Origin of the sequence: Pseudarthrobacter sp. NKDBFgelt (genome assembly GCF_046097905.1) — a bacterium.
Classification (GTDB): domain Bacteria; phylum Actinomycetota; class Actinomycetes; order Actinomycetales; family Micrococcaceae; genus Arthrobacter; species Arthrobacter polychromogenes.
The window spans coordinates 41935-67749 of record NZ_JBJURL010000010.1; the positions used below are offsets into that span (position 1 = coordinate 41935).

Annotated in this window: 26 protein-coding genes and 1 pseudogene; 6 read left to right on the top strand and 21 right to left on the bottom strand. The window is 66.7% G+C overall.

Features of this window, described 5'->3' with window-relative positions; all coding sequences use genetic code 11:
- Positions 1 to 72 precede the first annotated feature (72 nt).
- Complete coding sequence (locus ACKAE7_RS04460; RefSeq protein ID WP_188809383.1) at positions 73 to 696, top strand: class I SAM-dependent methyltransferase; 624 nt, start codon at positions 73 to 75, stop codon at positions 694 to 696.
- On the opposite strand, the gene dapF is transcribed toward ACKAE7_RS04460, so the two are convergent.
- The 6 genes from dapF to ACKAE7_RS04490 form a co-directional block, all read right to left on the bottom strand.
- Positions 668 to 1612, bottom strand: a complete 945-nt coding sequence (dapF, locus tag ACKAE7_RS04465) for a diaminopimelate epimerase (protein WP_188809382.1) — start codon at positions 1610 to 1612, stop codon at positions 668 to 670. The genes ACKAE7_RS04460 and dapF overlap by 29 nt on opposite strands.
- 32 nt (positions 1613 to 1644) lie before the next feature.
- Positions 1645 to 2544 carry a tRNA (adenosine(37)-N6)-dimethylallyltransferase MiaA gene (miaA, locus tag ACKAE7_RS04470; RefSeq protein ID WP_188809381.1) on the bottom strand — a complete coding sequence of 300 codons (900 nt, stop codon included), beginning with the start codon at positions 2542 to 2544 and terminating at the stop codon, positions 1645 to 1647.
- Between the two features lie 3 nt (positions 2545 to 2547).
- The gene (gene miaB, locus ACKAE7_RS04475; protein WP_188809380.1) at positions 2548 to 4107 is read right to left on the bottom strand and encodes a tRNA (N6-isopentenyl adenosine(37)-C2)-methylthiotransferase MiaB; all 1560 of its coding nucleotides are present in this window, start codon (positions 4105 to 4107) and stop codon (positions 2548 to 2550) included.
- A gap of 18 nt (positions 4108 to 4125) precedes the next feature.
- Positions 4126 to 4749 carry a regulatory protein RecX gene (locus ACKAE7_RS04480; RefSeq protein WP_192044259.1) on the bottom strand — a complete coding sequence of 208 codons (624 nt, stop codon included), beginning with the start codon at positions 4747 to 4749 and terminating at the stop codon, positions 4126 to 4128.
- Between the two features lie 3 nt (positions 4750 to 4752).
- Positions 4753 to 5808: a recombinase RecA gene (recA, locus tag ACKAE7_RS04485; RefSeq protein ID WP_066274884.1), complete on the bottom strand. Its 1056-nt coding sequence runs from the start codon at positions 5806 to 5808 to the stop codon at positions 4753 to 4755.
- A 190-nt stretch (positions 5809 to 5998) separates the two neighbouring features.
- Positions 5999 to 6223, bottom strand: a complete 225-nt coding sequence (locus ACKAE7_RS04490) for a DUF3046 domain-containing protein (RefSeq protein ID WP_066274882.1) — start codon at positions 6221 to 6223, stop codon at positions 5999 to 6001.
- A gap of 41 nt (positions 6224 to 6264) precedes the next feature.
- Here ACKAE7_RS04490 and ACKAE7_RS04495 point away from each other — a divergent pair, with 41 nt between their 5' ends.
- The gene (locus tag ACKAE7_RS04495; protein WP_188809379.1) at positions 6265 to 6795 is read left to right on the top strand and encodes a MarR family winged helix-turn-helix transcriptional regulator; all 531 of its coding nucleotides are present in this window, start codon (positions 6265 to 6267) and stop codon (positions 6793 to 6795) included.
- An 80-nt stretch (positions 6796 to 6875) separates the two neighbouring features.
- Here the strand turns inward: ACKAE7_RS04495 and ACKAE7_RS04500 are convergent, their stop codons facing one another.
- The 7 genes from ACKAE7_RS04500 to ACKAE7_RS04530 all read right to left on the bottom strand — a co-directional run bounded on the left by ACKAE7_RS04500 (position 6876) and on the right by ACKAE7_RS04530 (position 14856).
- A complete protein-coding gene (locus tag ACKAE7_RS04500) occupies positions 6876 to 7328 on the bottom strand; it encodes a helix-turn-helix domain-containing protein (RefSeq protein ID WP_041652016.1) in 453 nt (150 codons plus the stop codon).
- Between the two features lie 166 nt (positions 7329 to 7494).
- Entirely contained in the window at positions 7495 to 7974 is a 480-nt protein-coding gene (locus ACKAE7_RS04505; protein WP_188809378.1) for a CinA family protein, read from the bottom strand.
- The gene (pgsA, locus tag ACKAE7_RS04510) at positions 7971 to 8615 is read right to left on the bottom strand and encodes a CDP-diacylglycerol--glycerol-3-phosphate 3-phosphatidyltransferase (RefSeq protein ID WP_188809377.1); all 645 of its coding nucleotides are present in this window, start codon (positions 8613 to 8615) and stop codon (positions 7971 to 7973) included. The genes ACKAE7_RS04505 and pgsA overlap by 4 nt, the downstream gene beginning before the upstream one ends.
- Before the next feature lie 23 nt (positions 8616 to 8638).
- The gene (locus ACKAE7_RS04515; protein ID WP_188809376.1) at positions 8639 to 11554 is read right to left on the bottom strand and encodes a DNA translocase FtsK; all 2916 of its coding nucleotides are present in this window, start codon (positions 11552 to 11554) and stop codon (positions 8639 to 8641) included.
- A 135-nt stretch (positions 11555 to 11689) separates the two neighbouring features.
- Entirely contained in the window at positions 11690 to 13381 is a 1692-nt protein-coding gene (locus tag ACKAE7_RS04520) for a ribonuclease J (RefSeq protein WP_188732088.1), read from the bottom strand.
- 43 nt (positions 13382 to 13424) lie between these two features.
- On the bottom strand, positions 13425 to 14333 hold the full coding sequence (gene dapA, locus ACKAE7_RS04525) for a 4-hydroxy-tetrahydrodipicolinate synthase (protein ID WP_188809375.1): 909 nt from the start codon (positions 14331 to 14333) through the stop codon (positions 13425 to 13427).
- A 214-nt stretch (positions 14334 to 14547) separates the two neighbouring features.
- Positions 14548 to 14856 (bottom strand): hypothetical protein, encoded by a 309-nt coding sequence (locus ACKAE7_RS04530; RefSeq protein ID WP_104189924.1) that lies wholly within the window; start codon positions 14854 to 14856, stop codon positions 14548 to 14550.
- Between the two features lie 149 nt (positions 14857 to 15005).
- Here ACKAE7_RS04530 and ACKAE7_RS04535 point away from each other — a divergent pair, with 149 nt between their 5' ends.
- A complete protein-coding gene (locus ACKAE7_RS04535; RefSeq protein WP_188809374.1) occupies positions 15006 to 16241 on the top strand; it encodes a heparan-alpha-glucosaminide N-acetyltransferase domain-containing protein in 1236 nt (411 codons plus the stop codon).
- 20 nt (positions 16242 to 16261) lie between these two features.
- Here the strand turns inward: ACKAE7_RS04535 and ACKAE7_RS04540 are convergent, their stop codons facing one another.
- The 7 genes from ACKAE7_RS04540 to ACKAE7_RS04570 all read right to left on the bottom strand — a co-directional run bounded on the left by ACKAE7_RS04540 (position 16262) and on the right by ACKAE7_RS04570 (position 22015).
- On the bottom strand, positions 16262 to 16741 hold the full coding sequence (locus tag ACKAE7_RS04540) for a hypothetical protein (RefSeq protein WP_066274857.1): 480 nt from the start codon (positions 16739 to 16741) through the stop codon (positions 16262 to 16264).
- Between the two features lie 3 nt (positions 16742 to 16744).
- Positions 16745 to 17515 carry a 4-hydroxy-tetrahydrodipicolinate reductase gene (dapB, locus tag ACKAE7_RS04545; RefSeq protein WP_188809373.1) on the bottom strand — a complete coding sequence of 257 codons (771 nt, stop codon included), beginning with the start codon at positions 17513 to 17515 and terminating at the stop codon, positions 16745 to 16747.
- Positions 17516 to 17622: 107 nt separating this feature from the next.
- Positions 17623 to 18117, bottom strand: a complete 495-nt coding sequence (locus tag ACKAE7_RS04550) for a molybdenum cofactor biosynthesis protein MoaE (protein WP_188809372.1) — start codon at positions 18115 to 18117, stop codon at positions 17623 to 17625.
- Positions 18107 to 18637 carry a molybdenum cofactor biosynthesis protein B gene (locus ACKAE7_RS04555; protein ID WP_188809371.1) on the bottom strand — a complete coding sequence of 177 codons (531 nt, stop codon included), beginning with the start codon at positions 18635 to 18637 and terminating at the stop codon, positions 18107 to 18109. Before ACKAE7_RS04555 ends, ACKAE7_RS04550 begins: the two co-directional genes overlap by 11 nt.
- Entirely contained in the window at positions 18634 to 19128 is a 495-nt protein-coding gene (moaC, locus tag ACKAE7_RS04560) for a cyclic pyranopterin monophosphate synthase MoaC (protein ID WP_104185186.1), read from the bottom strand. Before moaC ends, ACKAE7_RS04555 begins: the two co-directional genes overlap by 4 nt.
- A complete protein-coding gene (gene glp, locus ACKAE7_RS04565; protein ID WP_408978604.1) occupies positions 19116 to 20411 on the bottom strand; it encodes a gephyrin-like molybdotransferase Glp in 1296 nt (431 codons plus the stop codon). Before glp ends, moaC begins: the two co-directional genes overlap by 13 nt.
- Positions 20412 to 20434: 23 nt before the next feature.
- Complete coding sequence (locus ACKAE7_RS04570; protein ID WP_408978605.1) at positions 20435 to 22015, bottom strand: molybdopterin-dependent oxidoreductase; 1581 nt, start codon at positions 22013 to 22015, stop codon at positions 20435 to 20437.
- Positions 22016 to 22126: 111 nt separating this feature from the next.
- Between ACKAE7_RS04570 and moaA the strand changes: the two genes are divergently transcribed.
- From moaA to ACKAE7_RS04585, 3 genes and pseudogenes are all read left to right on the top strand, one after another.
- Positions 22127 to 23254, top strand: a complete 1128-nt coding sequence (gene moaA, locus ACKAE7_RS04575; protein ID WP_408978606.1) for a GTP 3',8-cyclase MoaA — start codon at positions 22127 to 22129, stop codon at positions 23252 to 23254.
- A gap of 5 nt (positions 23255 to 23259) precedes the next feature.
- Complete coding sequence (locus ACKAE7_RS04580) at positions 23260 to 23526, top strand: MoaD/ThiS family protein (protein WP_190613500.1); 267 nt, start codon at positions 23260 to 23262, stop codon at positions 23524 to 23526.
- Positions 23527 to 23594: 68 nt separating this feature from the next.
- A pseudogene (locus tag ACKAE7_RS04585) lies at positions 23595 to 25179 on the top strand (DUF222 domain-containing protein).
- A 54-nt stretch (positions 25180 to 25233) separates the two neighbouring features.
- Here ACKAE7_RS04585 and ACKAE7_RS04590 read toward each other — a convergent pair.
- Positions 25234 to 25758, bottom strand: a complete 525-nt coding sequence (locus ACKAE7_RS04590) for a DUF1579 family protein (RefSeq protein ID WP_190613505.1) — start codon at positions 25756 to 25758, stop codon at positions 25234 to 25236.
- Positions 25759 to 25815: the final 57 nt, after the last annotated feature.

A 25815-nucleotide genomic window follows, 5' to 3' on the forward strand; every position in this document is an offset into this window, starting at 1 on the left:
GCCCTCCAGCGTAGCAGAGGGCCCTGCCCGCGGTTTCCCTTTACGCTGCAAGGGGAACTACTCTGGCCAGTTATGGAGTCCGCACATTATTTCAGCGCAACACCCGCTGGCCCTTTCACCCGCAAGCCCCTGACTGTTGAACTGGCGGGGCAAACGCGCAGGCTGCAGACTTCCTCCGGCATCTTCAGCCCTGACGGGATCGACAAAGGCACAGCCATCCTGCTCACCGAGGTGCCCGCGCCGGCGCCGCAGGGAAACCTTCTGGATATCGGCTGCGGCTGGGGTCCGATTGCCCTGACCATGGCCCTCAAGGCGCCGTCCGCCCGGGTCTACGCGGTGGATGTCAACGAGCGCTGCATCGCGCTGACAAACGAGAACGCCGCAGCATTGGGCCTGGCCAACGTTACGGCCAGCACCCCTGACGCAGTGGACCCCGACCTGCGCTTTGACACGATCTGGTCCAATCCGCCCATCCGGATCGGCAAGGACGAACTGCACTCCCTGCTGAGACTGTGGCTGCCCCGCCTGGCTCCGGGCGGGACGGCATGGCTGGTGGTGCAGAAAAACCTGGGGGCGGACTCGCTTCAGCGGTGGCTTGCAGCTGAGCTGGACGAATCGTTCAGCGTGAGCCGGGAAGCGACGTCGAAGTCGTTCCGGATCCTCAAGGTCAGGAAAGCGTCCCGGTTGCCACAATAACTGCCGGACCGCTGAGCTCCACGTGTTCGTGGCCTGCGGGACCAGCGAAGAACTTTACTCCCACGACGCCTCCGGGGACGTGGACCCGCCAGGAGTCCGGGGCTTCCGCTCCTGCCCAGTGGCGGATGGCCACTGCGGCGGCGCAGGCACCCGTTCCGCAGGACTGGGTCTCCCCCACGCCGCGTTCATGCACCCGCATTGTCACCGAACCGATGCCGTCGTGCACGAGCGGCTCGGAGGGGACGACGAATTCCACGTTGGTCCCGTTGGCGGGTACGGGGTCCACGACTGGTGCGGTGAACAGGCGGGTTCCGGCAAGTTCGGAAAGCTCGGCGAGGGCTACAACGGTGTGCGGGTTGCCCATGCTGACGGAGAGGGCGGGGCGGGGAACCTCCAGGCCCTCGGCGGTCACCAGTGAATCCATGGCCTTGGCCGTAGCTTCCCCGGGGAAGATGAACTCCCACGGCCCCATGTCCACGGCATAGTCGTCGCCCGTGCGCACCACGGTCTTGACCCCGGCGCGGGTTCCGATGGCCAGGGCGCCGCCGTCGGGCAGTTCGATCAGGCCCTCGGTCCGGAGGAAATGGACGAACACGCGGACGCCGTTGCCGCACATTTCGGACAGCGAGCCGTCGCCGTTGCGGTAGTCCATGAACCACTCAGCGTCAGGGGCGGCGGCGAGCAGTTCGCGGCCCTCCGGGAGGAAGCGCGACGGGACCGCCCGGATGAGCCCGTCCCCGCCGATCCCCCGGTGCCGGTCGCACAGGGCGGCCACGGCTTCGGCAGTGATGGTGTGGACGCCCTCGGGATCAGCCACCAGGACGAAGTCATTGCCGGTGCCGTGCCCCTTGGAAAAGCGGAGCCCGCTCAGCGTGCGGAAGGCCGGCTCGGTGGTTTCTGCGAGGGTTGTGTCCATGGTTCCAAGGGTACCGGCCGGGCGGTACAGCCCTAAAAACGGGAGAGCCCTGCCGCTTTGGCCACCAGGGCCGGATCCTGCCAGTCCAGCCAGTGGATGCGCGGATCGGCGCGGAACCAGGTGAGCTGTCGCCGGGCGAACTGCCGGGTGGCCACGATGGTGTCCTCCGCGGCCTCGGGAACGGTCCATTCGCCGTCGATAACCCGCAGGAACTGCGAGTATCCCAGGGCGCGGGGGGCGGTCTTTCCCTGCCTCAGCCCGCGGGCGTCCAGCCGTCGAACCTCGGCGGGCAGGCCGGCGTCCACCATGCGGTGGACGCGTTGGGCGAGCCGGTCCCGAAGCGCCTCGCGGTCCACTGCCAGGCCTACCTGGACGGCAGGCTGGAAGTACTCGCGCTGCGGCATGAAGGAGCTGAACGGCCGTCCGGTGAGCTGGTGGACCTCCAGGGCCCGGATGATGCGCCGGTCATCTGAGAGCCTGCCGGCTGACACAGGGTCCACCCCACGCAGCCGTTCGAGCAGCACCGCGGTCCCCTGCGCAGCGAGTTCGGCTTCCAGCCGTTCCCGCACCAGCGGATCAGTCCCCGGGAACTCAAGGACGTCCAGCGCGGCCCGCACGTAAAGGCCGGACCCGCCGGCCAGGATGGCGCGCTTGCCGCGGGCGTGGATGTCCGAGATGAGCTCCCGGGCCTGCTGCTGGAACTGCGACACGCTGGCTTCCTGGGTTACCTCCAGGATGTCCAGCAGGTGGTGGGGAACTCCCCTGCGTTCAGCGTCGGTGATTTTTGCGGTGCCGATGTCCATGCCGCGGTAGAACTGCATGGCGTCGGCATTGATGACTTCGCCGCCGAGTTCAAGGGCAAGGCTGACGGCGAGGTCTGACTTGCCCGACCCTGTGGGGCCAACGACGGCGATAACAGGCGGTGAGCCCACCGGTCAGCGGGTGCGGACGGGCAACGAGGGCATACCCAGCGAAACGCCCTTGCCGCCAGCCCCGGACCCGGGTGTGGGTGCTCCGCAGGAATCTGCCTGCGCCCTGTCCCAGGCGTCGCCGGCCCGGGAACGCCTGAGGCTGTAATCCTCCAGGGCGGGATCGGCGACGAGGTGGAAAGCGGCGGCCTCGGTGATGGTCACCGTGACCAGGTCTCCCGGCCGCGGAGCGGGCGCACCCTCAGGGACCGAGAAGTGTACGAGCCGTTGGTCCTGCGAACGGCCGGACAGCCTGTGCGTCTCCCCTGCCTTCCGTCCGGACTGCGCCGTGACCATGACCTCAACGCGGCGGCCGAGCTGGCGCCCGTTCTCCTCTGCCGCAATCCGGTCCTGGAGGGCAGTCAGGCGTTCGAACCGTTCCTGGACCACTGCCTTGGGCAGTTGGTCCGGCAGGTCAGCGGCAGGGGTTCCGGGGCGCTTGGAGTACTGGAACGTGAACGCGGTGGCGAAGCGTGACTTCTCCACGACATCCAGTGTTGCCTGGAAGTCCTCCTCGGTTTCGCCGGGGAACCCCACAATGATGTCGGTGGAGATTGCTGCCTGCGGGATTTTTTCGCGGACTTTGTCCAGAATGCCCAGGAACTTGCTGGAGCGGTAGGAACGCCGCATGTCCCGAAGCACCTTGTCCGACCCCGATTGCAGCGGCATGTGCAGCTGCGGCATCACGTTGGGGGTCTCGGCCATGGCGTCAATGACGTCGTCGGTGAAGGCGGCTGGGTGCGGGCTCGTGAAGCGGACACGCTCCAGGCCTTCGATGTCGCCGCAGGCCCGGAGGAGCTTGGAGAATGCCTGCCGGTCGCCGAACTCCACACCGTACGAGTTGACGTTCTGGCCCAGGAGCGTGACTTCGATGGCGCCGTCGTCCACCAGGGCCTGGATCTCCGCCAGGATGTCCCCCGGCCGGCGGTCTTTCTCTTTTCCGCGGAGAGCGGGCACGATGCAGAAGGTGCAGGTGTTGTTGCAGCCAACGGAGATGGATACCCAGCCTGAGTAGACGGAGTCCCTCTTGGTGGGAAGCGTGGACGGGAACACATCCAGCGACTCGAGGATTTCCAGCTGTGCCTCGTTGTTGTGCCGGGCGCGGTCCAGCAGGGCAGGCAGGGCGCCAACGTTATGGGTGCCGAAAACGGCATCCACCCACGGTGCCTTCTTGAGGATTGTTTCCCTGTCCTTCTGAGCAAGGCAGCCGCCCACAGCAATCTGCATGCCGGGGTTTGCTGCCTTCACCGGAGCCAGGATGCCAAGGTTGCCGTAGAGCTTGTTGTCAGCGTTTTCCCGCACCGCGCACGTGTTGAACACCACGACGTCGGCCTGCTCACCGTCTGCCGGTACGTACCCGGCGTCCTCCAGCATCCCGGCCATCCGCTCCGAGTCGTGGACGTTCATCTGGCACCCAAACGTCCGCACCTGGTAGGTGCGGGGCTTGGGGGCACCGGATTGCGGAGCACCTCCAGCTTCTGCAGAGGGGGCGGTACCGGAAAAGGGGGAAGGGATGGTCAAACTCACCTGTTAAGGGTACCGGTTTTACGGATTGGCACCGTCGGCTCCAGCGCAGGAGTCCAGGACCTCGTTGACAATCCGGAACGCCTGCGAGGGCTGATAGCCCTTACGTGCCAGCATGGAGGCCAGCCGCCGGGTTGCCTTGTCCCTTGCGGCCCGGTCCTGCAGATCCGTTCCCGGCCGGAGCTTCCGCTCCACGAGCTGCCGGGCAGCGGCTTCCTCATCCGCGTCTGTCAGCTGGTCCAAAGCCGCGGCGGCGGTTTCCTGGTCGATGCCCTTCTCCGCGAGTTCGCGGCGGAGCGCGCCTTTTGCCAGTTTGCGCGACTGGGAGCGGCTCCTCACCCACATGTCCGCGAAATCGGCGTCGTTGATCAGGCGTGCTTCCTGGAACCGGTCCAGGACTGCCTCGGCGACGTCCTCCGGGATGTTCCGTTCGGCGAGTTTCCGGGCGAGCTGCAGCCTGCTTTTGGCCGACGCGGTCAGTTGCCGGTACACAATGTTCTGCGCAACGGACACCGGATCCGGCTCTGCGTCCTCGGCAACGGAAGAGCCGGGATCCGGGCCGTCCTGGAATGCGCCGTCATGTGAAGCTCCGCGCCGCCCGCCGGTCTTCGCCCGGCGGGGACGCGGATTGTCAAAACCGGTCAACGGCTAGAACCCGTCAACGGCCTTCAGCTTCGGGGAGTCTTTGGACTCCGGCTCCGCAGGCTTGACACCCACGCCGAGCTTTTCCTTGATCAGGCGCTCGAGTTCGGCAGCAAGCTCAGGGTTGTCACGGAGGAACCTGCGGGAGTTCTCCATGCCCTGACCAAGCTGGTCGCCGTCGTAGGTGAACCAGGAGCCGGACTTCTTGATAATGCCGTGCTCGACACCCATGTCGATGATGCCGCCCTCACGGGAAATGCCCTGTCCGTAGATGATGTCGAATTCGGCCACCTTGAAGGGCGGAGCCATCTTGTTCTTGACGATCTTCGCCTTGGTCCGGTTGCCAACGGAATCGGCACCTTCCTTCAGGGTCTGGATGCGCCGGACGTCGATGCGGATGGAGGCGTAGAACTTCAGGGCCTTACCGCCGGTGGTGGTTTCCGGGGAGCCGAAGAAGACGCCGATCTTCTCGCGCAGCTGGTTGATGAAGATGGCCGTGGTCTTGGTCTGGCTCAGCCGGCCGGTGATCTTACGCAGGGCCTGGCTCATAAGGCGGGCCTGGAGGCCAACGTGGCTGTCACCCATGTCGCCCTCGATTTCGGCGCGCGGCACCAGCGCTGCGACGGAGTCGATCACGATGACGTCCAGGGAGCCGGAGCCCACCAGCATGTCCATGATTTCCAGGGCCTGCTCGCCGGTGTCCGGCTGGGAGACGAGGAGGGCGTCGGTGTCCACACCGAGCTTCGCGGCATATTCGGGGTCAAGGGCGTGCTCGGCGTCGATGAACGCGGCGATGCCGCCGAGGCGCTGGGCGTTGGCCACGGCGTGGAGCGCCACGGTGGTCTTACCGGACGATTCCGGCCCGTAGATTTCAACAACGCGGCCACGGGGAAGGCCGCCAATTCCCAAAGCAACATCCAGGGCAATGGATCCGGTGGGGATGACCTCGATCGGGGCCCGGACTTCATCGCCGAGCCGCATGACCGAGCCTTTACCGAACTGCTTGTCGATCTGGGCCAGCGCTGCTTCGAGCGCTTTTGCACGATCCGGGGCTGCCGCCATGGTTCACACCTCTAATGCTTTCTCGCTTTGGAGTGGCCTCAGCGGCCGTTTATTGGTCATCTCTGACGCTACTGGGACCCACTGACATTCCGGCCGGGTGAGGGCGGCTATGTGGATAACCTGCTATGAAAAGCATAGCTTTACCCGAACAGGTATTCGAACAATCGTGCGGCGTGTCAGGAGAAACCGCCTAGTCCGTGCGGGGCTTGATGTCCCGGCCCAGACGCCGCTCGGCGGGAACATCCTGCACGTCGCAGACGGCCAGCCATACCCTGCGGGGCTCTATGCCGGCGGCAAGCGCCTGGTCCGCGGTGCGCCCGCCCACCCCTGCCAGGACAAGGCTGCTGCTGAGGACACGCGAGTACCCGGCGCCGAATTCGTCGTCCATGAGTCGCCAATAGTCGCTGATTCGCACCAGAAAAGTCTCTCACGATCCCGCGCACTAGAATTGTTGCCATGAGCAACTCCCCTGACGTCCCCTCCCCGCAGGGCCGCCACGACGAGGCGACCGTGGACGCCGCGGTGCAGAACGTGGAGCACCAGATCAGTCTCTTCTGGCGGCGCGCACGGTCGATCTCCAACCAGCTTTCCCGCGAGGTCCATCCGGACATGGAGCCGGCGGCGTACGGCCTCCTGACGGTGATCCGCAGGGAAGGGCCGATCCGCCTTACCGACCTGGCGATGAACATCGGCGTCGGCAAGCCGTCCGTCAGCCGGCAAATCGCTTTCCTGGAGAGCCTGGGGCTTGTGTCCAAGGAGGCTGATCCCCTGGACGGACGGGCGCAGGCGATCCGGCTGACACCCAAGGGCGAGGAAAAGATGCACCAGGTCCAGGACGCCCGGCGGCAGGTGTTCCGGGAACGGCTCGGCGAATGGCCGGTTGAGGAACTGGAGGAACTGGCCCGCTGCATGGCCAAGCTGAACTCCACCTACGAACGTGACGGCTTCCCGAAGGATGGCCCGGCGCCCACCGTGGAAAATCAGTAGCCGAAAAGCACAGAAGCCCCCGGCCGCGGCCGGGGGCTTCTGTGCTTTTTACATTCCGGGAGCCGCCTTGCGGCGGGATCCTACCGGGCGCCGGAAAGAAGGCCCGTGGAAAGTTCGTCGTTAAGTTCAGTGTTGAGGTCGCGCTCAAGGTCGCGGCCATAACGCTGGGAGAATTCCTGGGGAACGGTGTCCGGAACGGCAACGCCTTCTGCAACCGCCACCCTGTCGCTCACCTCGCGAAGCATGCTGGACAAAGGAACGTCCAGGGCCGAGCAGATCGAGGACAGAAGCTCGGATGATGCTTCCTTCTGGCCGCGCTCCACTTCACTGAGGTAACCCAGGGAGACACGGGCGCTGTGCGAAACTTCACGGAGCGTACGCCCCTGACGCTGGCGGACATCGCGCAGGACATCACCAATTTCGTGACGAAGTACAACCATCTTGCGCTCCTTCTGTTCGCTCTTGCCCTGATCGGCGAGGCCCACATCCTTCCAGCGGACAACGCCGTTTACGGATACGGGCTGCTTTACCATCTGTATCGCCTTGCTCCCTCATTGGTCAGGTCCGCCCTAAGGCGAACCGTCGTGGTCATTTCATCCTAGGCGCCTCCGCTCTCCGGAAGCGACACAATGTAATAACTAATCGGTACCGGCTTTTGTTCCCGGCAACTTTACGCCCAGTAACTTCCGGGTGCGGACCCTACCTGGACAGGGCCTCGAGGAGCCTTTCGAGGGCCGCCCCGCACGCCTGTCCGCGGATCTCTGCACGGCTTCCCGAGAAGGCGTATTCGAAGGCGGCCGTTCCGGCTGCGGTGGCTATGCCGACGTAAACGGTGCCCACGGGCTTTCCGTCGTGCGCCTCCGGACCGGCAACGCCTGTTGTGGAGACGCCGATGTCAGCGCTGAGGACTGTCCGGGCTCCTGCCGCCATGGCCGCGGCAACGTCCGGGTCCACGGATCCCACGCGCGCCAGGAGCACGGACGAGACATCCAGGACCTTTTCCTTGACAGCATTCTGGTACGCAACCACCCCGCCCTGCAGGATGCCGGAGGCGCCGGGGGTGTCCGCGAGGACTGCGGACACCATGCCGGCGGTCAGCGATTCGGCGGTGGCCACCGTCCGCCCTGCGTCGAGGGCTTTGCGGACCGCTTCAGCGGACAAATGGTGGAGATTGGTCATGCGGGCTCCTGGCCTTTATCGTTGCGTGCCTGCAGCTTTCCCTTGGCCCGGATTCGCAGTGCTTCCACCACGTACTCCACGCCGGTCCACACCGTGATCACCACAGCGGCCATCATCACCGCGAACGCCACCCACACGAGCCACGGGGCAAAAGAGCCCAGCGGCAGGAGGTAAAGGAAGATGGCCGCGGTCTGGACAACGGTCTTGAGCTTGCCGCCGCGGGAGGCCGGGATAACGCCGTAGCGGATCACGAAGAAACGCAGGGCCGTGACGCCCCATTCACGGACCAGGATCAGCACGGTAACCCACCATGGCAGTTCGCTGAGCACCGAGAGCATAACCAGCGCCGAACCGATGAGGAGCTTGTCCGCAATGGGATCGGCGATCTTGCCGAAGTCAGTTACGAGGTTCCGGCTCCTGGCGATATCGCCGTCGAGCTTGTCCGTGTAGATGGCGACGGCGAACGCAAGGACCGCCGCCCAGCGCCACACGCCTGCCTCACTGCGAAGCCCGGGGGCGTCCGCGATGAGAAACCAGACAAAGAAGGGCACCAGTGCGATGCGGATCATGGTCAGGATGTTGGGAAGGTTCCAGACCCCGGCACGGCCTGGGCCGGCGGCGGTTGCATCGGTGCTAGTCACGTTTCTAGGCTACAGTCCCCGGGCTAACGCCCGGTCAGGGACCAGGCGTCTTCGGAGCCGTCCTCGTCGTCATAGCCGCCGGGCGGGGAATCCGAGCCGTCGTAATATTCGACGTTCTGCTTCCGCTGGTCCAGGTCTGCCGCCACCAGGTCTTCGGCGTAGCCGCCCTGGGCGATGTTGGCGTTGGCGTTGTCGCTCAGCGCTGCGGTCTGCGAATCGGGTGCTGCCGGGGCTTCCTGGCCCTTCATGGCGGCAAGGACGGGCGCGAGATCGTCCGGTTTCACCAGGACGTCCCTGGCCTTGGAGCCTTCGGAGGGTCCCACGACTCCGCGTGATTCGAGCAGGTCCATCAGCCGCCCGGCCTTGGCAAAGCCGACACGCAGCTTGCGCTGCAGCATCGACGTGGAGCCGAACTGCGTGGTGACCACAAGCTCGGTGGCCTGCAGCAGGACTTCGAGGTCGTCCCCGATGTCGTCGTCAATCTGCTTCTTGGGCGCTTCGGCGGCAACGTCGTCGCGGTAGGTGGCCTGGAGCTGTCCCTTGACGTGCTCAACCACCTTGTGGATTTCCGATTCGGTGACCCATGCGCCCTGGACGCGCATGGCCTTGGAGGCACCCATGGGCAGGAACAGGGCGTCACCCTGGCCGATGAGCTTTTCGGCCCCCGGCTGGTCCAGGACCACGCGCGAGTCGGTCACCGAGGAGGTCGCGAACGCCATGCGTGAGGGCACGTTGGCCTTGATGAGGCCGGTCACCACGTCCACGGACGGCCGCTGGGTGGCCAGGACCAGGTGGATGCCGGCGGCACGGGCGAGCTGGGTGATGCGGACAATCGAGTCTTCAACATCCCGGGGAGCCACCATCATCAGGTCGGCGAGCTCGTCCACGATCACCAGCAGGTACGGGTAGGGCCGGATGACGCGCTTGGAGTCCACCGGCGGCTGCACCTTGCCGGCGCGGACAGCCTTGTTGAAGTCGTCGATGTGCTTGAAGCCGTAGTTGGCGAGGTCGTCGTACCGGGCGTCCATCTCGCGGACAACCCACTGGAGCGCCTCGGCTGCCTTCTTCGGGTTGGTGATGATGGGCGTAATGAGGTGCGGGACGCCCTCGTAGGCGGTGAGCTCCACGCGCTTGGGGTCCACCATGACCATGCGCACCTCGTCGGGGGTGGCACGCATCAGGATGGAGGTGATCATCGAGTTCACGAAGGATGATTTACCGGCACCGGTGGCCCCAGCCACCAGCAGGTGGGGCATCTTGGCGAGGTTGGCCACCACGTAGCCGCCCTCCACGTCCTTGCCAACGCCCATCACCATCGGGTGGTCCGTGCGGCGGGCGTTCTGGCTGCGGAGGACGTCGCCCAGGGAGACGGTTTCGCGGTCGGTGTTGGGGATCTCGATGCCGATGGCGGACTTGCCCGGGATGGGGCTGAGGATGCGCACGTCGCTGGACGCCACAGCGTAGGAGATGTTCTTGGACAGTGCGGTGACGCGTTCCACCTTGGTGCCCGGGGCAAGCTCGATCTCGTACCGGGTCACGGTGGGGCCGCGGCTGAAGCCGGTGACCGTGGCATCGACGTTGAACTGCTGAAGGGTGTCGGTCAGGGCAGCGACGACGGCGTCGTTCGCTTCCGTGCGCTCCTTCGGGATGGAACCGGGGGTCAGGTAGTCCGAGGCCGGGAGCGTGTAGGTGACGTCGCCGGCGAGGGACAGCTGCTCGGTGCGCTGCGGGATGGGAACCGGCGGCGGCGCGGGTGCCACCGGGTTGGAGGGCACGGTGGGCGCGGCTGCCGGCTTTGCGGCGGGCGGGGCCATGCCGGGGGTGATCATCGGAATGGCTTCGGTGGCGTTCTCCCCCGGGGAAGACGGGGCGCCTGCCCCGAGTCCCTGGGCTGCCTTGATCTTTTCGACGGCGATCTCCGCCTGGGTGGGGCGGCGGACACCGGGGGCCGGCCGCACCTCCGCTCCTCCCTTTGCGTCGTCGTCGTCGATCACGGCGTGCTCGAACGCTTCGTCGCCAACGTAGCCTTCCAGGCCGGCGTCGCCGTCCTCCTCATCCTTGCCGAAGAAGCGGCGCTTCTTCTTCCTGGCATTCCTGGATGGTGCGGCGGCGGGGGTGCGCTCCAGGTAGCTGCGGTCGTGCTTGTCCCGGTCCTGTTCATCCAGCAGGTCGATGCCCATGAGGTGTTCGTAGGCGGCGTGCAGCCTGCGCGGGATTGCAGTGAACGGGGTGGCGGTGATGATCAGCAGTGAGACGAACGCCAGCAGGGAGTAGAGCACCAACGGAACAGCGGAATGGATGGCGGCCAGGGGCGATGCTGCAAGGAATCCGAGCATGCCGCCGGCCTTGCGGAGTCCGTCAAAGCCCTGGGCAACGGTGGGCTGCCCGCCGAGGATGTGTGCAAGCCCGCAGCCGGCAAAGGTCATGATCAGGAAGCCGATGCCCACCCTGTTATTGCCCCGGCCGTCGGACGGCTGGCGGAAGAGCCGGAACGCGCAGACAAACAGCATGAGCGGAAGCAGGAGTGATATCCAGCCGAAGGTCCCGTTGACCACGGCATACACGGCGTCCGGGAACCAGCCGGTGAGGCCCCACCAGGCGAAGGTGGCGATGAAGATCCCGAGGGCCAGGTTGAATAGGGCCGCGCCGTCCCGGCGGTCCTCTGCCGGCAGGTCGCTGACGTCATGGCCGATGCGCCGCACCCCTCCGCCCACAAGGTGGCCAAGGCCCAGCCAGGCCCCGCCCACCACGCGCAGCAGCCACGGCTGGTGGTGCTCGACGGCGGGAAGCTGGCGGGTGCGTGCGGTGCTCGTGGAGCCACCGGCACGTCCGGTTCTGGCGGCCGTGGAGCCAGCGCCGCGGCCGGAGGAGCTGCCGGTTTTGCTGCCGGCGCGGCCCCTGCTGGATCCATTGGGCGCGGAAGTAGTACGAGTGGCCATACTAGCCACGGTACCCGAGTTGGGCCGGATTTCCGGGGATTTGGGTGCCGCCGGTCCCCGGTTCGCGGCCCTTAAAGGCCTCCGGCCCGCGGTCCCGCTGGACACGGGAACGCGGGCCGGTAACGGCGGCCGGTGTTAGGCCTCGAGCACCACCGGAATGATCATGGGCTTGCGGCGCAGCTTGCGGTTGACCCACGTGCCCACCACCCGGCGAACTACCTGCTGGAGCTGGTGGCTGGTGTGGTCCGCGTGGTTGAGGACAGCTTCCTCCAGCGCAGCGTTGATCTTGGGGATGATCTCGTCGAATACGGAGTCATCCTCTGCCACGCCGCGGGCGTGGATCTCCGGGCCGGACACAACCTTGCCGGTAGCGCGGTGGATGACCGTGATGATGGAGATGAAGCCTTCATCGCCCAGGGTCTGGCGGTCCTTAAGGTCGGCCTCGGTGACCTCGCCAACGCTGGATCCATCCACGTAGACAAAGCCGACTTCAACCTGGCCCACCACGTCTGCCCGATGGTCCTTAAGGTCGATCACGGTGCCGTTGTCGGCGAGGATGACGCTCGCTTCCGGGACGCCGGATTCGATGGCGATCTTGCCGTTGGCGATCAGGTGGCGGGTTTCACCGTGCACCGGCATGGCGTTCAGCGGCTCAAGGATGTTGTAGCAGTACAGGAGCTCGCCGGCCGCGGCGTGGCCCGAGACGTGCACCTTGGCGTTGCCCTTATGGATCACGTCGGCACCCAGCTTGAGCAATCCGTTGATGATCCGGAAGACAGCGTTCTCGTTGCCGGGGATAAGGCTGGAGGCCAGGATGACGGTGTCGCCGTCGCCCACCACCACGCGGTGGTCTCCGTTGGCCATGCGGGACAGGGCTGCCATGGGCTCGCCCTGGGACCCGGTGGACATCAGCACCACGCGGTTGTCCGGCAGGTTGTCGATGTTCTTGATGTCGACGATGAGGCCCGGCGGGACGTCCAGGTAGCCGAGTTTTTCGGCAATCGCCATGTTGCGGACCATGGAGCGGCCAACGAAAGCCACTTTGCGGTTGTGCTTGGCGGCGGCGTCCAGGACCTGCTGGACCCGGTGGACGTGGGACGAGAAGGAAGCGACAATGATGCGCTTGGTGGCTTGGCCGAAGAGGCGCTCCAGCGTGGGGCCGATTTCCTTTTCCGCGGTGGTGAAGCCGGGGACGTCAGCGTTGGTGGAGTCCGACATAAAGAGGTCCACGCCCTCTTCGCCGAGCTTGGCGAAGTGCCGGAGGTCCGTGATGCGCCCGTCCAGCGGCAGCTGGTCCATCTTGAAGTCGCCGGTATGCAGCACAGTGCCGCCGGCTGTCCGGATGAACACGGCGAGGGCGTCAGGGATGGAGTGGTTGACGGCCACGAACTCACATTCGAAGGGGCCGAACTTCTCCACCTGCCCTTCCTCAACAGTGAGCGTGTAAGGCCGGATGCGGTGCTCCTGCAGTTTCGCCTCAATCAGGGCGAGGGTGAGCTGCGAACCCACCAGCGGGATGTCGTTTCGGAGCCGCAGCAGGTACGGAACAGCACCGATGTGGTCCTCGTGCCCGTGGGTCAGGACCACGGCCACGATGTCATCCATGCGATTCTCGATGTACGAGAAATCGGGCAGGATCAGGTCAACGCCCGGCTGGGTTTCCTCGGGGAAGAGGACGCCGCAGTCCACGATCAGCAGCTTGCCGTCGATCTCGAACACGGCCATGTTCCGGCCGATCTCCCCCAGTCCGCCCAGCGGAACAATCCGGAGCGTTCCCTGCGGCAGGCGGGGAGGGGTGACAAGGCCGGTAAGGGCAGTTTGGGTCATATTGCACTACTTTCCAGGCGGAAAAGGGTGCTGGTCTTACTCCTCAGGAAAAGACCAGCCCCGCTTCCGCCAAATCCCCGCGGATGGTTTCGATCTCGGCTTCGTCCGGCTCCACGAGGGGCAAACGGACAATCGAGTTGGGCAGGACTCCCTGCCATTTAAGAATCTGCTTGGCCGCAACGGCCCCCTGGACCCGCGTCATGGTGGCACGCACCACGGGCAGGAGTTCAAAGTTAATCTTCCGGGCGGTGCTGAGGTCGTTCGCGTTGACGGCGTCGATGAGCTCGCGGAAGCGGCGCGTGGCCACGTGTGTCGTAACGCCCACAAGGCCGACGGCGCCCAGGGCCATCCACGGAAGGGTCAGGCCGTCGTCACCTGAATAGAAGAGGAGATCCGTCTCGGCCATGACGCGGGTGGCAGCGACGAAGTCGGCCTTGGCATCCTTCACCGCCACGATGTTCGGGTGCTGTGCCAGCCGGATCATGGTGTCGGGCTCGATGGGGATGGAAGAGCGTCCGGGAATGTCGTACAGCATGACGGGAACATCCACGGCGTTGGCAACGGTCTCGAAGTGCGCGCGGACACCGGCCTGGCTGGGCTTGTTGTAGTACGGCGTCACCAGGAGGAGGCCGTCGACGCCGAGGGCTGCTGCCTGCCGGGACAGGTGGACTGAGTGGGCGGTGTCGTTGGTGCCTGTGCCGGCGATGATGGCGGCCCGGCCGCCCACCGCGTCCTTAACGGCGCGGAACATGCCGAGGTTTTCCTCGTCGGTGAGGGTGGAGGTTTCTCCTGTGGTTCCAGTAACTACCAGCCCGTCGCAGCCATCGTCCACCAGCTTGCTGGCCAGTGCTGCAGCCTGCTCATAATCCACTGCGCCGTCCTTGGTGAACGGCGTGACCATGGCGGTCAGGAGAGTACCAAGGGCAGGGAGATGCGCGGATGTGTCAGCCATGGAAAAAACGTTACCCTGTCCGCGGCTGGTTAGGACAATGCCAGGGGCGTGATGCACGTCAAATAACGGACCGGCCGAACCACCGTCACATGCGCCGCGCCCCCCTTCCGCCACCATCTTCCGGGCACCGGCCCGGCACCTAACCAGCAGCCGGAGCTGCGGCCGGTCATGAGGCGGGGTGCCGGGCTGGTCAGGAGGTGCGGTGCACTGCCGGTCAGGAGGCGGGATACCGGGGGCGGGATGGCTCCGCCGGCGGGTGGTAAGCCGGCGGGTGGCAATACCGCCCGACGGCGGCCTGGCGGAGGTCCTCGGCCCAGGACGACAGCCGCTGGGCGGCCCTGACGTAGTGGAAGAGCTCAACAGGGGTCAGGGCATCGATGTCCGTCTCGGCGAGGCGCCGGGCCAGTTCTGCCCCCTCGGGCTGGGCGGCGAGGCTGATGCCCTCCTGCTCCCACTGGACATCCTCGGCCGGCCGGCCGGCCACCAGCTGGCGGAACAGGTAGTCAACAACCCCCGGGCTCATGGCCTTGGCGAGCCCGTCACCGCCGGACTGGTCGGCCGGGCTTCCGGATGATGGAGTGTACATGGCGGCAATCTTATTCGAACATATATTCGAATACAAGGAGGTCTGGCCAGCCACTCCGGCACAGGCAGGTGTGAGACGATCTGGTCATGACGTCCCGTAATGCGGCCAGAACGTCCCGGAAATCCGGCGGGCAGCCCGCCACGGGGCGCCTCCACGGCATCGACGCGGCCCGTGGCCTCGCGCTGCTGGGGATGATGGCCACCCATCTGCTTCCCACCTTCGAATCCACCGCCGACCTCACCCCCACGTGGATCGGTCTCACGTTTTCGGGCAGGGCGGCGGCGCTGTTCGCCGTCCTGGCCGGGGTGGGCCTGGCCTTGTCCACGGGAAAGCACAAGCCGGTGCAGGGCCCGGAGCTCTCCGCCGCCCGCCGCGGCATCGCGCTCCGCGCCCTGATGATTGCCGCCGTCGGACTTACCCTGGGCGGGCTGGAAGTCAACCTTGCCATCATCCTGGTCCATTACGCGGTGCTGTTCCTGTGCGTCCTGCCCTTCCTCGGGATGGGCCTGAAGCGGCTCTGCGCCTGGGCCGGCGGCTGGATCCTGGGCTCCCCCGTCATGGCGTATCTCCTGCGCCCGTGGCTCCTGGCGGCCGAGCCTCCACTCAAACTGGGTCACAACCCGTCCTGGGAGGACCTCGCCACCCCGTCACGGCTGCTGGCTGACCTGTTCTTCACCGGCTATTACCCCGTGTTCCAGTGGCTCTCGTACCTGCTGGTGGGGCTCATCGTGGGCCGGCTGGTGCTGGGCAGAGCGATGGTCCCGGTAGTCCTGCTGGTGGCCGGTTCGTTGGTTGCCGTCCTGGCCAAGACCGTGGGGGTCACCGCCATGGAAAGCTGGGGCGGCCGCGCTGCCCTGGAGGATGTGCTGAATTCCCCCGGGTATCCGCTGGACAGCGTGCTGCAGGTGAACCTGACGGGTATTCCACAGGAGGGTTCCTGGTGGTGGCTGGCGTCTGCCGCGCCGCACTCGGCAACCACCCTGGACCTGCTGCACACATCGGCCGTGGCCGTGGCCGTGATCGGGGCCTGCCTCCTGCTGGGCCGGCTGGCCGAATGGGTGGACCTGGACCTGCTGCTGCCGCTGCGCGGCGCGGGCGCGATGACCCTGAGCCTTTACACCGTCCACGTCTGGGTGGTATCCGGGTTCTACCTCAAGCCCCTGCCCGCCGGCTGGACCGAGGACGGGATGTACTTTGCCCAGGCCGCCACGGCCGTGATCGTGGGCATGGTGTTCGTGCTGCTCAAGTGGCGCGGCCCTCTCGAATGGCTGGGGCACGCGGCAAACCAGGTGGGCCGGGGCCAGGTCAGGGCTGTCCGGTAAGGGCCTGACGTTCCTGAACCCTAGGCGGGGGCGTTGCCCTGGAAAAGCCTGACGGCGTCGCGCATGGAGGCCCGGGCACGCTTGCGGTCCCCCGCGGCGTCATAGGCACAGCTCAGCCGGAACCAGGAACGCCAGTCGTCCGGAGCGGCCTCGGCCTCGGCCTTGTACTTCTCGAATTCCGCATCCGCTGCCGAGCGGACGATCCGGCCCGCGGGAGTGCGGGGCAGCTCGTCGACCGGAAGACCGCCCTCGGCCTCCAGGACCTTCGCCATCTGCTCGGTCCGGGCCCCGAACATCAGTTCCCGGATCAGGGCCCATGCACCAATGACGGGCAGGACCAGGTACGCAGCCCCGATTGCCTGGGCCGCCAGGTTGCTGTCCGTCAGGAGCAGGATGGAACGCTGGAAGGACACCACCAGGTAGAAGACCAGCAGCAGCGTTACCGCTCCCACCCAGATCTTGGTGCGGTTCTTCCGGAACCCTGCCAGCAGTCCGCCCATGGCCTAGAATCCCAGGTCCAGGTAGCCGTCCAGGCCCACCGTCAGCCCGGGGTGGGCAGCCACGTTGCGCACGCCAAGAAGCACGCCCGGCATGAAGGATGCGCGGTCAAAGGAGTCGTGGCGCAGGGTCAGCTGCTCGCCGGAACCGCCCAGCAGGACTTCCTGGTGCGCCACCAGTCCGCGGAGGCGGACGCTGTGGACCCGGATGCCGTCAATCTCGCAGCCACGCGCTCCTGCCAGCTCACTGGTGGTGGCGTCCGGGCTCGGCGGCACCTCTGCGGCCTTGCGTTCGGCCGCGATCAGCTGCGCGGTGCGGACTGCCGTGCCGGAGGGGGCATCCACCTTGTCCGGGTGGTGGAGCTCGATGATCTCCACGGATTCAAAATACTTGGATGCCTTGGCGGCAAAGGCCGAGGCGAGCACCGAACCAAGCGCAAAGTTCGGGGCGATCAGGACGCCCGTCTCCGGGTGGCCGGCCAGCAGGCTTTCCAGCCCGGCCAGGCGGTCGGCATTCCAGCCGGTAGTGCCCACAACGGCGTGGATGCCATGCTCGACGGCGAAGCGGACGTTCGCTTCGGTGCTTTCGGGAACTGTCAGGTCCACGACGTACTGGGCGCCGGCAGCGGTGATCTGGTCCAGCGAATCACCCCGACCCAGGGCCGCAACAAGTTTCATGTCGGGCGCGGCTTCAACGGCTTTTACGGCTTCGGCGCCCATGCGGCCATTGGCGCCAAGGACGGCCACCAGCTTGGGATCGGAAAGTTGTTGGGTCATGCCATTAACCCTACCGGCGGGGCCGGGAGGCAGGGGAACCGTGGACTGTGCGTTACCTCGCAGGAACAGGCCTGGCTATGGCTGGCAGTGGAACCGGAACAGCAGCGTCAGCTGCCCGCACCCACCCATTCCACGGTGCCGTCAGCGAAGAACTGTTCCTTCCAGATGGGCACCTGCTTCTTGATCCTGTCCACCAGCTCCGAACACACGGCAAAGGCCTGCCCGCGGTGGGCCGCGGACACGGCGCACACCAGCGCGGGATCACCGATGTCCAGCATGCCGATCCGGTGCGCTGCCCAGATCCGCACGGGCTGCGGGGACGGGCCAGAGGCGGCGCCGTCGCCATCGCCGCTGCCGCGGGCTGCCTGCTGTTCGGACGCCAGGCGGGCCACGACGTCGGCCATCACCTGGTGGGCGGTAGGATGCGCACTGTAGCTGAGCCGCTCAACTGCCTTGCCGCCGTCGTGATTGCGCACCACGCCGCTGAAGCTGACCACCGCACCGGCGGTGTCACTTTCCACCGCGGCGATGGCCTGGTCAACGGAGATGGGTTCCGCGCTCAGCACGGCGTTGACTACCTCGAATGCTGCCTCAGTGCCCATGTCCGCCTTCCAGCTGGTCGCAAAGGTGCCCGATGACCGGGTCAAGGACGGTCAGTCCGTCCATGACTCCCTTCGGTGATCCGGGCAGGTTGATGATGAACGTGGTGCCGGCCGCACCGGCATAACCGCGGCTGAGCGCCGCAAGCGGGGTTTTCGTGGCTCCGGCACGGCGGACCGCTTCCATGATGCCGGGAATTTCGCGGTCCAGCAGCGGGAGGGTGACGTCGGGAGTCCGGTCGTCCGGGCTGAGGCCCGTGCCGCCGCTGGTGATGACGACGGCGGTGCGCTGGGTCAGGAGGGCACGGATGGCTGCGCCTACCGGCTCGCCGTCAGGAACGACCATAACGGGAAACACGTCAAAGCCGTGTTCGGTGAGCCAGTCGGTGATGACGGGACCGGTTTCGTCGTCGTAGATCCCGGCCGCGGCACGGGTGGAGGCAATGACGACGCCTGCCTTCCTGCCCTGCACGTCGCCGTGGCGGTGGGGTTCGGGGGCGTTCAGGGTGCCGGGGCTGCTCACAGTGTCCAGTCCCCGCTCTTGCCACCGCTTTTGGCCAGCACCTTGATGTCGGTGAGGACGGCGTGCTTGTCCACCGCCTTGACCATGTCATAAACGCTGAGCGCCGCCACGGAGGCAGCCGTAAGTGCTTCCATCTCCACGCCGGTAACGCCGCGAGTCTTCACGGTGGCAAGGATGGAGACGGAGTCCGGTGCCAGCTCGAAGTCCACGGTGACCTTCGACAGGGGAAGCGGATGGCACAGCGGAATCAGTTCGGGGGTCTTTTTGGCGGCCATGATCCCGGCCACGCGTGCCACGGCCAGGGCGTCACCTTTGGGCAGGCCGCCCGAGCCGAGCAGGCCCATCACCTCTGCTGTGGTGCGGACTGTAGCGGTGGCGGTGGCCTCACGGGTGGTTTCGGCTTTGGCGGAGACGTCCACCATCTGGGCGCTGCCGTCCTGGCGCAGGTGCGTCAGCGCGGCCGGGGTTTGTTCTGCATTCACAGCATCCATACTTCCACCTCCGCCCCTGCCGCGAGCGCGGCCACTCCTTCCGGAACATGGACCAGCACGTTGGAGCCGGCAAGCGCGTGCATCAGGTGTGAGCTTTCGCCGCCCTGAAGTTCCACGGTTCCGTCCGCTTTGAGGGTTCCGCGGCGGACCTGGTGCTTGTGCCCGGGCGAGGTGAGCGGCTGGCTGAGCCTGGCGCGGACCGGCAGGCGGGGCGCCGGGGCACCCAGCAGGCGGGCGAGGACGGGGCGGAGGAACATTTCAAATGAGACGAGGCAGCTGACCGGGTTGCCGGGGAACCCGAGGAAGGGCCGGCCTTCAAAGGTGCCGATCCCCTGCGGCCCGCCCGGCTGCATGGCTACATGCAGGAACTCGACCGGCTGGTCCGCCATGGCCTGCCGGACCACTTCGTACGCGCCCTGGCTGACCCCGCCGGTGGTCACGATCAGGTCCACTCCTGCGCCCTCTTCCCGCAGCAGCGTCCTGAGCCCGTCCGGGTTGTCCGTGGCGATACCTGCACGGCGGACGTGCAGTCCTGCCTGTTTCATGGCGGCTTCCAGGAGTGTCCCGTTGGAGTCGAAGATCTTTCCGGGCTGGAGCTCACGGCCCGGCTCCACCACTTCGTCGCCGGTGGTGACCAGCAGGACCGTCACGGCCTGGCACACGGTCACATCCGGGATGCCCAGCGCGGCCAGGAGTCCCAGCTGGGCCGGGCCAAGGAAGGTGCCCGCCGCCAGGGCCGCCCCGCCGGCCTGCACATCGCTGCCTGCGGCACGGATGAACGTGCCCGGGGCTGCCGGCGGCAGCCATACGGTGGCGTGTTCCTTTGCCTGGGCGCCGGCTGGCAGGAAGCGGTCCGGAACGGCACGCTCGATAGGGACGACGGCGTCCGCCCCCGCGGGGAGCATCGCTCCGGTCATGATGGGGGCAGCCATGCCGGGTTGCAGTGCTGCAGGGCTTGCACCCGCTGGAACGGGAGGCATGATCCCCAGCTGTGCACCGCCGTCGGGCACGTCCACGGAACGGATGGCATACCCGTCCATTTGGGAGTTGGCGAAGGGCGGCAGGCTGATGGGGGCACGCACGTCCGCCACCAGACCGCGGCCGAGGGCATCTGCCAGGGGCAACGTTTCCGTCCTGTGCACCGAGTGCAATGGCTCCAGCAACGCAGTGACGGCTGCTGCATGGTCTGCCACGGACCTCGCCTGGTGCTCTGCGTGATGCCGCTGGTGCTCCGTCCGGTGCTCCGCCTCTGCGGGCGTTCCATGCGGTTGCGGGCTGGCCATGGTTCCGCCTTCAGGTCGAGCGTTCAGGGTGTCACGTCCACTCTAATCGTGTGGAGCCCGGTGGCTCCGTCCGGGACAACCGGCCGGCTCCGCTCGTCCTGGATGCGTCCCGCGAGGTCCGTGGCACGGACCTGGACTTCATACTGGCCCTCCGTCAGCTCCACTCCCAGTTTCCATTGGTACCAGGTGTCCACCGAGATACCCTGGGCCAGGTCTGCCTGGCGCCAGGGTCCGCGGTTCAGCCGCAGTTCCACTTTCCCGATACCTGTGTGCTGTGCCCACGCCACACCACCGAACAGTACCGTTCCGGCCTTCACCTGCCTTCCGGGGCGGGGCACGTCGATCCGCGAGGAGGTCTTGATGGGCCCACGCTCGGACCAGCCCCGCGGCGTCCAGTAGGCAACGTCGTCCGCGAACCGGGTGACGTTCAGCTCCGTGACCCACTTGGTGGCCGAGACGTACCCGTACAGCCCAGGCACCACCAGCCGCACCGGGAAGCCGTGCTCCAGGGGCAGCGGCTCGCCGTTCATGGCGACGGCGAGCAGTGCGTCCCTGCCGTCGCTGAGCACGTCAAGCGGCGTGCCGGCAGTCCAGCCGTCGGCACTTTTTGACAGCACCATGTCCGCACCGGCCCGGGGCCCGGCCAGTGCCAGCAGTTCGCGGACGGGCCAGCCGAGCCAGCTGGCGTTGCCGATGAGGTCTCCGCCCACGTTGTTGGACACGCAGGCGATGGTGATGTGGCGTTCGGTCAGGGGTTTGGCCAGGAGGTCGGCGAAGGTCAGTTCCACTTCCCGGTCCACCAGTCCTGTCACTTTGAGGACCCACGTGGCAGGATCCACCGCAGGTACCGTCAGTGCGGTGTCGATGCGGTAGAAGTCCTTGTTGGGGGTGACGAGCGGCTGCATGCCGTCCACTCCGGCCTCGGCGTCGCCGGGTATGGCTGGTGCCGGTGATGCGGGAACAGGCAGGGTCACACGGCTCCTGGCCTCGCTGGCAACGGCTGCAGCACCACGCCAGAGTCCCGCCAGCAGGCCTCCTGCCGCCGTAAACACCGCTCCTCCGGCCAGTACCTGGAGGAAACGGCGGCGTGCCGGTGGGGCACCGGGGGCAGGCTCCAGCGGTTGGGTCCCCCATTCCTGGAGCCTGCGCATGAGGAACCTGAGCAGAAGTACGGCGACGACGGCGGTGAGCACGGCCAGCACTGCCGCGTTGGCACTGGCCTGGGCCCGGGTCAAAACGGCGGCCAGGCCCACCATGCCAAAGAGGCCGATCAGCGTGGTGCCGGCGAAGCGCTTGCGGTATTCCAGGGCTCCTGCCAGGGCGGCCGCCAAGGCCATCACCAGGCCCATGCCCACGAGGAGGGCCGCCTTGTCCGCGGTGCCGAACACGGCTACCGCCCAGTCCTTGACGCCCGGGGGAACGGCGTCGATAACCGCTCCGCCGACAGCGGTCATGGGTGACAGCGATGGACTGAAGAATCCGGCCAGCAGTTCCCCCAGTACGGCGGCGCTCCCCACTGCGACGATGCCGGCGGCTGCTGCCGCCCGCGCAGCCTGCCGCGGCCCGCCGTCGTGCCTTGCCTGCCCTGGCTCGGAGCTGCTCACACCTCCAGCTTAGATTCGCGGACTGCGCATGGCGCCGTTCCCGGGCTTTCTGTTTCCGGCGTTCGCCACCCCGGGTGTGATGCGCGCCCCAAGGTGGCGTAGCCTGAATTCATGAGTGTCCAGCTAGGCATGCCGCAGCCACGGGAGGAAGCAGACGCACCCCTGCCCTCAGTCCCAGCCGCCCGCCCCGGGGATGCGCCGGCCGGGCTCGCGGACCGTTACGGCCGGCTGGCGACGGACATGAGGCTGTCCCTGACGGACAAATGCAACCTGCGCTGCACCTACTGCATGCCGGCGGAGGGCCTGGAGTGGCTTTCGAAGCAGGCCGTGATGACCGCCGGGGAGATCGTCCGCATCGTCGGCATTGGGGTTGGGCAGCTGGGAGTCCGCGAGCTGCGGCTGACCGGCGGCGAACCGCTGGTGCGGCACGACCTCGTGGACATCATTGCCGCCCTGCGCAGCAACCACCCGGACCTGCCGATCTCCATGACCACCAACGGCGTTGGCCTGGCGAAGAAGGCGGCCGCCCTGAAGGGCGCCGGACTGACCCGGATCAACGTGTCCCTTGACTCGCTGCACGAGGAAACCTTCACCCAGCTGACCCGCAGGCCGTTCCTGGACCAGGTGCTGGCCGGCGTGGATGCCGCGTGGGCTGCGGGCCTCGGGCCGGTCAAGCTGAACGCGGTGCTGATGCGTGGAATCAACGACGCCGAGGCACCGTCCCTGCTGGATTGGGCCCTGGGCCGCGGCTACGAGCTTCGCTTCATCGAGCAGATGCCGCTGGACGCCGACCACGGCTGGACACGGCGGAACATGATTACGGCTGCCGAAATCCGGCAGCTGCTCTCCGCTGACTTTTTCCTCAGCCCCGACTCCCGCGCCCGTGACGGTGCGCCTGCAGAACGTTTTGAAGTACGACGCCGGACACCAGGGTCCGATCATGGGTCCGGTCCGGTGCTGGGAACCGTGGGAATCATTGCGTCCGTGACGGAACCCTTCTGCTCCGACTGCCGCCGCACCCGGATCACCGCAGAGGGCAAGATCATGAGCTGCCTGTTTTCCCGCGAGGAGTTCGATCTGCTGGGCCTCCTGCGCACAGGGGCAAGCGATGAAGCCCTTGCCCAGCGGTGGCAGGACGCAATGTGGCTTAAGCCGAAGGCCCACGGAATGGACCACGTGGGACTTGATGCTCCGGACTTCGTCCAGCCGGACCGCAGCATGAGCGCCATCGGGGGCTGAATCTCTTGAACGTACGTTACTTCGCTGCCGCACGCGCTGCTGCGGGCCTCGAGGAGGAGACCTTTGACCTGGCACCGGGCGCCACGGTTGCGGACCTCCTCGACGCCGTCCGGTCCGTGCAGCGCCCGGAGCCCCCTGCCGGGACTCCGCCGCTGCCCCGCCTCCTGTCCCGGAGCAGTTTCCTGCTCAATGAAGTGGCGGTGCGTGACCACTCAGCTGTGTTAAAAGCGGGCGACGTGGTGGACGTCCTGCCTCCTTTCGCCGGGGGCTAGGGAGCGCTTTTTCCGGCCGGTCCATTTGCCCAGCCCTGATTGTCAGACCCTCCCCCGATGATTGGTACATGGGCAGGGAAGCGGTGGCGAAGGCGTTTGCGGACATCCGCGCCGCCCTTGCTGTGCTCAACGCTGAGGTGGACGGGCGTGGTGCGGAGCCGTTCTCGGCTGCTGATCCGCTGGCCGGGCTGGCCGACGGGAACCTGGACATCCTGGCCGGCGCCAAGGAAGCAGAAGCCGGGCTCGCAGGCCTGAAGGCCCGCGCGGCCATGAAATACGCCAACACCGCCCACGCCCTGGCACCGGAGATGCCGGCCCGCGCGCAGGAGATGGCCATCGCCGCGGAAATCGGGGCCGTGCTGGCCATCGGGCCACGGGCCGCAAGCACGTTCCTGGCCACGTCCCACGCCCTGGACACAACCTTGCCCCTGACCCTCTCGGCCCTGCAATCCGGAACCATCTCCTGGCAGCACGCCCTGGCCCTCGCGGACGAGGCCGCCACCCTCGACCCCACCGGCGCCGCCGCCCTTGAGGGCCATTTCCTGGACCCCGACACACCCAGGCCCTCCACCGCCGCCCCGGCCGGGGACATCCCCGCGCACCGCCTCCGGCACAAAGCACGCACCTGGCGCGAACGCCACCACCCCGAATCAATCGAGAAGCGCCACACCAAAGGCCGTGACAGACCGGCGGGTGGAATACCGGCCGGACCAGGACGGCATGGCCTGGCTGTCGGCCTGCCTCCCCGCCCATCAGGCAATGGCGGGCTGGAACCGGCTCACCGCCCTCGCCCGGGCCGCACAAGGACCCAACGAGCTCCGCACCCTCACCCAGATCCGGGCCGACGAATTCGCCTCAGCGATCCTCACCCGCGGCACCAATCCCGCCCACTCGTCGACGATCCGGGCGCAGATCCTCGTCACCGTGCCCGTATTGGCCTTCATGGGAGTGACCGACGAGCCAGCCATGCTCGACGGCTTCGGGCCCATCCCGCCGTCCATGGCACAGGACCTGGTTGCGAATGGTGCTGATTCGTTCCACCGCGTCCTTGTCGACCCGCGGGACGGGGCACCGCTGGAGATCGGCCGGACCAGCTACCGGGTCACCAAAGCCATGCGGAACTGGCTGCGGATGCGGGACGGCAAATGCCCCTTCCCCGGCTGCAACAACAACTCCCTGGATAACGAGGCAGACCACCTCCTCGCCTGGCAGCACGGCGGAACCACCGGCATCAGCAACCTCGGACAACCCTGCCCGAAACACCACAAACTTCGGCACAGCAGCGGGTGGGCACCAACACCGGCCACCAAAAACGAACCACCCGGCTGGACCTCACCCACCGGGCGCCACTACAAAAGCGAACACCAGGACTGGGAACCACCCCACTGGCCGGATCAGCTGGCGTCGGGGGTCAGTGACCGTGTGGGGCAAGCCGACAGCGGCCAGGCAGGCCGTTCCTTTTACCCGCCCAGTGCCGCTCTGGACGCCGCTCCAGATACTGCTGGGTACGATCCGCCCCTCGTTGACCTGCCGGAATTCGAGATTCCGGAAGACCCGGGAGTAGCGGAGTGCGACCTGCCGCGGGATCATTTTGGCGAGTTCTATTTGATGCTGGCGTTATCGGGACATGTCGTGGCCGGGGAAAGAACATAGAAATCCATGCAACAGCGGGTCTGAGTTCCGGAAATACGTCCCGGCAGCCGGTCATCACATCTGTTGTGCGCCCGGATCCCGCCGGTACCGGGAGGTCATGAAGGGTTTGTATGGGGCCGTTGCTCCGTCAGCTGCGCTTCGGTTGCGGAGATCCGCGCCAGCAGAACCATCCCGGCGGATTTCGGCGATGTCAAAGAGGACTCCGTCTGTGATGCGCAGGGTATGGCGGATGGAACCCGCTCCGGCGTGGCGCTCCACCTGGAGGTCCCCGTCATGCCAGGTGCAGCGCGCAGGGGCATCCGGGGCGGGGCTCACGCTGTCGACGTAGTACCAGAGGACATCCCGACGGACGGGATCGACCGTGAAGATGCCGTGGCCCTCGAAGTGGCTTCCATCCGTTTCTGTGTGACGGTAGCTCTGCACCACGGCCGAGCCTCCGGCAACCAGGGTGAACGTCATTTCGGCCTCCACGGTCCGTTCCGCTCCCCAGGGGCCGGACTCGAGCCGTGTGGTCCCCTGCCACCGGCCCAGCAGGTTCGCCAGGGCCGGGTGTCCATGATCGGTACGGGGCCGGTCCATGATTCGTCCTCCCCTAACCCGGGCATTGACCTGCCCTCACGGGTTCATCCTAAGCCT

What these genes read in the sequence shown, in the direction of transcription:
- ACKAE7_RS04460 (WP_188809383.1), top strand. Translation starts at nt 73, where the DNA reads ATGGAGTCCGCACATTATTTCAGCGCAACACCCGCTGGCCCTTTCACC.
- dapF (WP_188809382.1), bottom strand. Translation starts at nt 1,612, where the DNA reads ATGGACACAACCCTCGCAGAAACCACCGAGCCGGCCTTCCGCACGCTG.
- recA (WP_066274884.1), bottom strand. Translation starts at nt 5,808, where the DNA reads ATGGCGGCAGCCCCGGATCGTGCAAAAGCGCTCGAAGCAGCGCTGGCC.
- ACKAE7_RS04495 (WP_188809379.1), top strand. Translation starts at nt 6,265, where the DNA reads ATGAGCAACTCCCCTGACGTCCCCTCCCCGCAGGGCCGCCACGACGAG.
- ACKAE7_RS04500 (WP_041652016.1), bottom strand. Translation starts at nt 7,328, where the DNA reads ATGGTAAAGCAGCCCGTATCCGTAAACGGCGTTGTCCGCTGGAAGGAT.
- ACKAE7_RS04505 (WP_188809378.1), bottom strand. Translation starts at nt 7,974, where the DNA reads ATGACCAATCTCCACCATTTGTCCGCTGAAGCGGTCCGCAAAGCCCTC.
- ACKAE7_RS04515 (WP_188809376.1), bottom strand. Translation starts at nt 11,554, where the DNA reads ATGGCCACTCGTACTACTTCCGCGCCCAATGGATCCAGCAGGGGCCGC.
- ACKAE7_RS04520 (WP_188732088.1), bottom strand. Translation starts at nt 13,381, where the DNA reads ATGACCCAAACTGCCCTTACCGGCCTTGTCACCCCTCCCCGCCTGCCG.
- dapA (WP_188809375.1), bottom strand. Translation starts at nt 14,333, where the DNA reads ATGGCTGACACATCCGCGCATCTCCCTGCCCTTGGTACTCTCCTGACC.
- ACKAE7_RS04530 (WP_104189924.1), bottom strand. Translation starts at nt 14,856, where the DNA reads ATGAGCCCGGGGGTTGTTGACTACCTGTTCCGCCAGCTGGTGGCCGGC.
- ACKAE7_RS04535 (WP_188809374.1), top strand. Translation starts at nt 15,006, where the DNA reads ATGACGTCCCGTAATGCGGCCAGAACGTCCCGGAAATCCGGCGGGCAG.
- ACKAE7_RS04540 (WP_066274857.1), bottom strand. Translation starts at nt 16,741, where the DNA reads ATGGGCGGACTGCTGGCAGGGTTCCGGAAGAACCGCACCAAGATCTGG.
- dapB (WP_188809373.1), bottom strand. Translation starts at nt 17,515, where the DNA reads ATGACCCAACAACTTTCCGATCCCAAGCTGGTGGCCGTCCTTGGCGCC.
- ACKAE7_RS04550 (WP_188809372.1), bottom strand. Translation starts at nt 18,117, where the DNA reads ATGGGCACTGAGGCAGCATTCGAGGTAGTCAACGCCGTGCTGAGCGCG.
- moaC (WP_104185186.1), bottom strand. Translation starts at nt 19,128, where the DNA reads ATGGATGCTGTGAATGCAGAACAAACCCCGGCCGCGCTGACGCACCTG.
- glp (WP_408978604.1), bottom strand. Translation starts at nt 20,411, where the DNA reads ATGGCCAGCCCGCAACCGCATGGAACGCCCGCAGAGGCGGAGCACCGG.
- moaA (WP_408978606.1), top strand. Translation starts at nt 22,127, where the DNA reads ATGAGTGTCCAGCTAGGCATGCCGCAGCCACGGGAGGAAGCAGACGCA.
- ACKAE7_RS04590 (WP_190613505.1), bottom strand. Translation starts at nt 25,758, where the DNA reads ATGGACCGGCCCCGTACCGATCATGGACACCCGGCCCTGGCGAACCTG.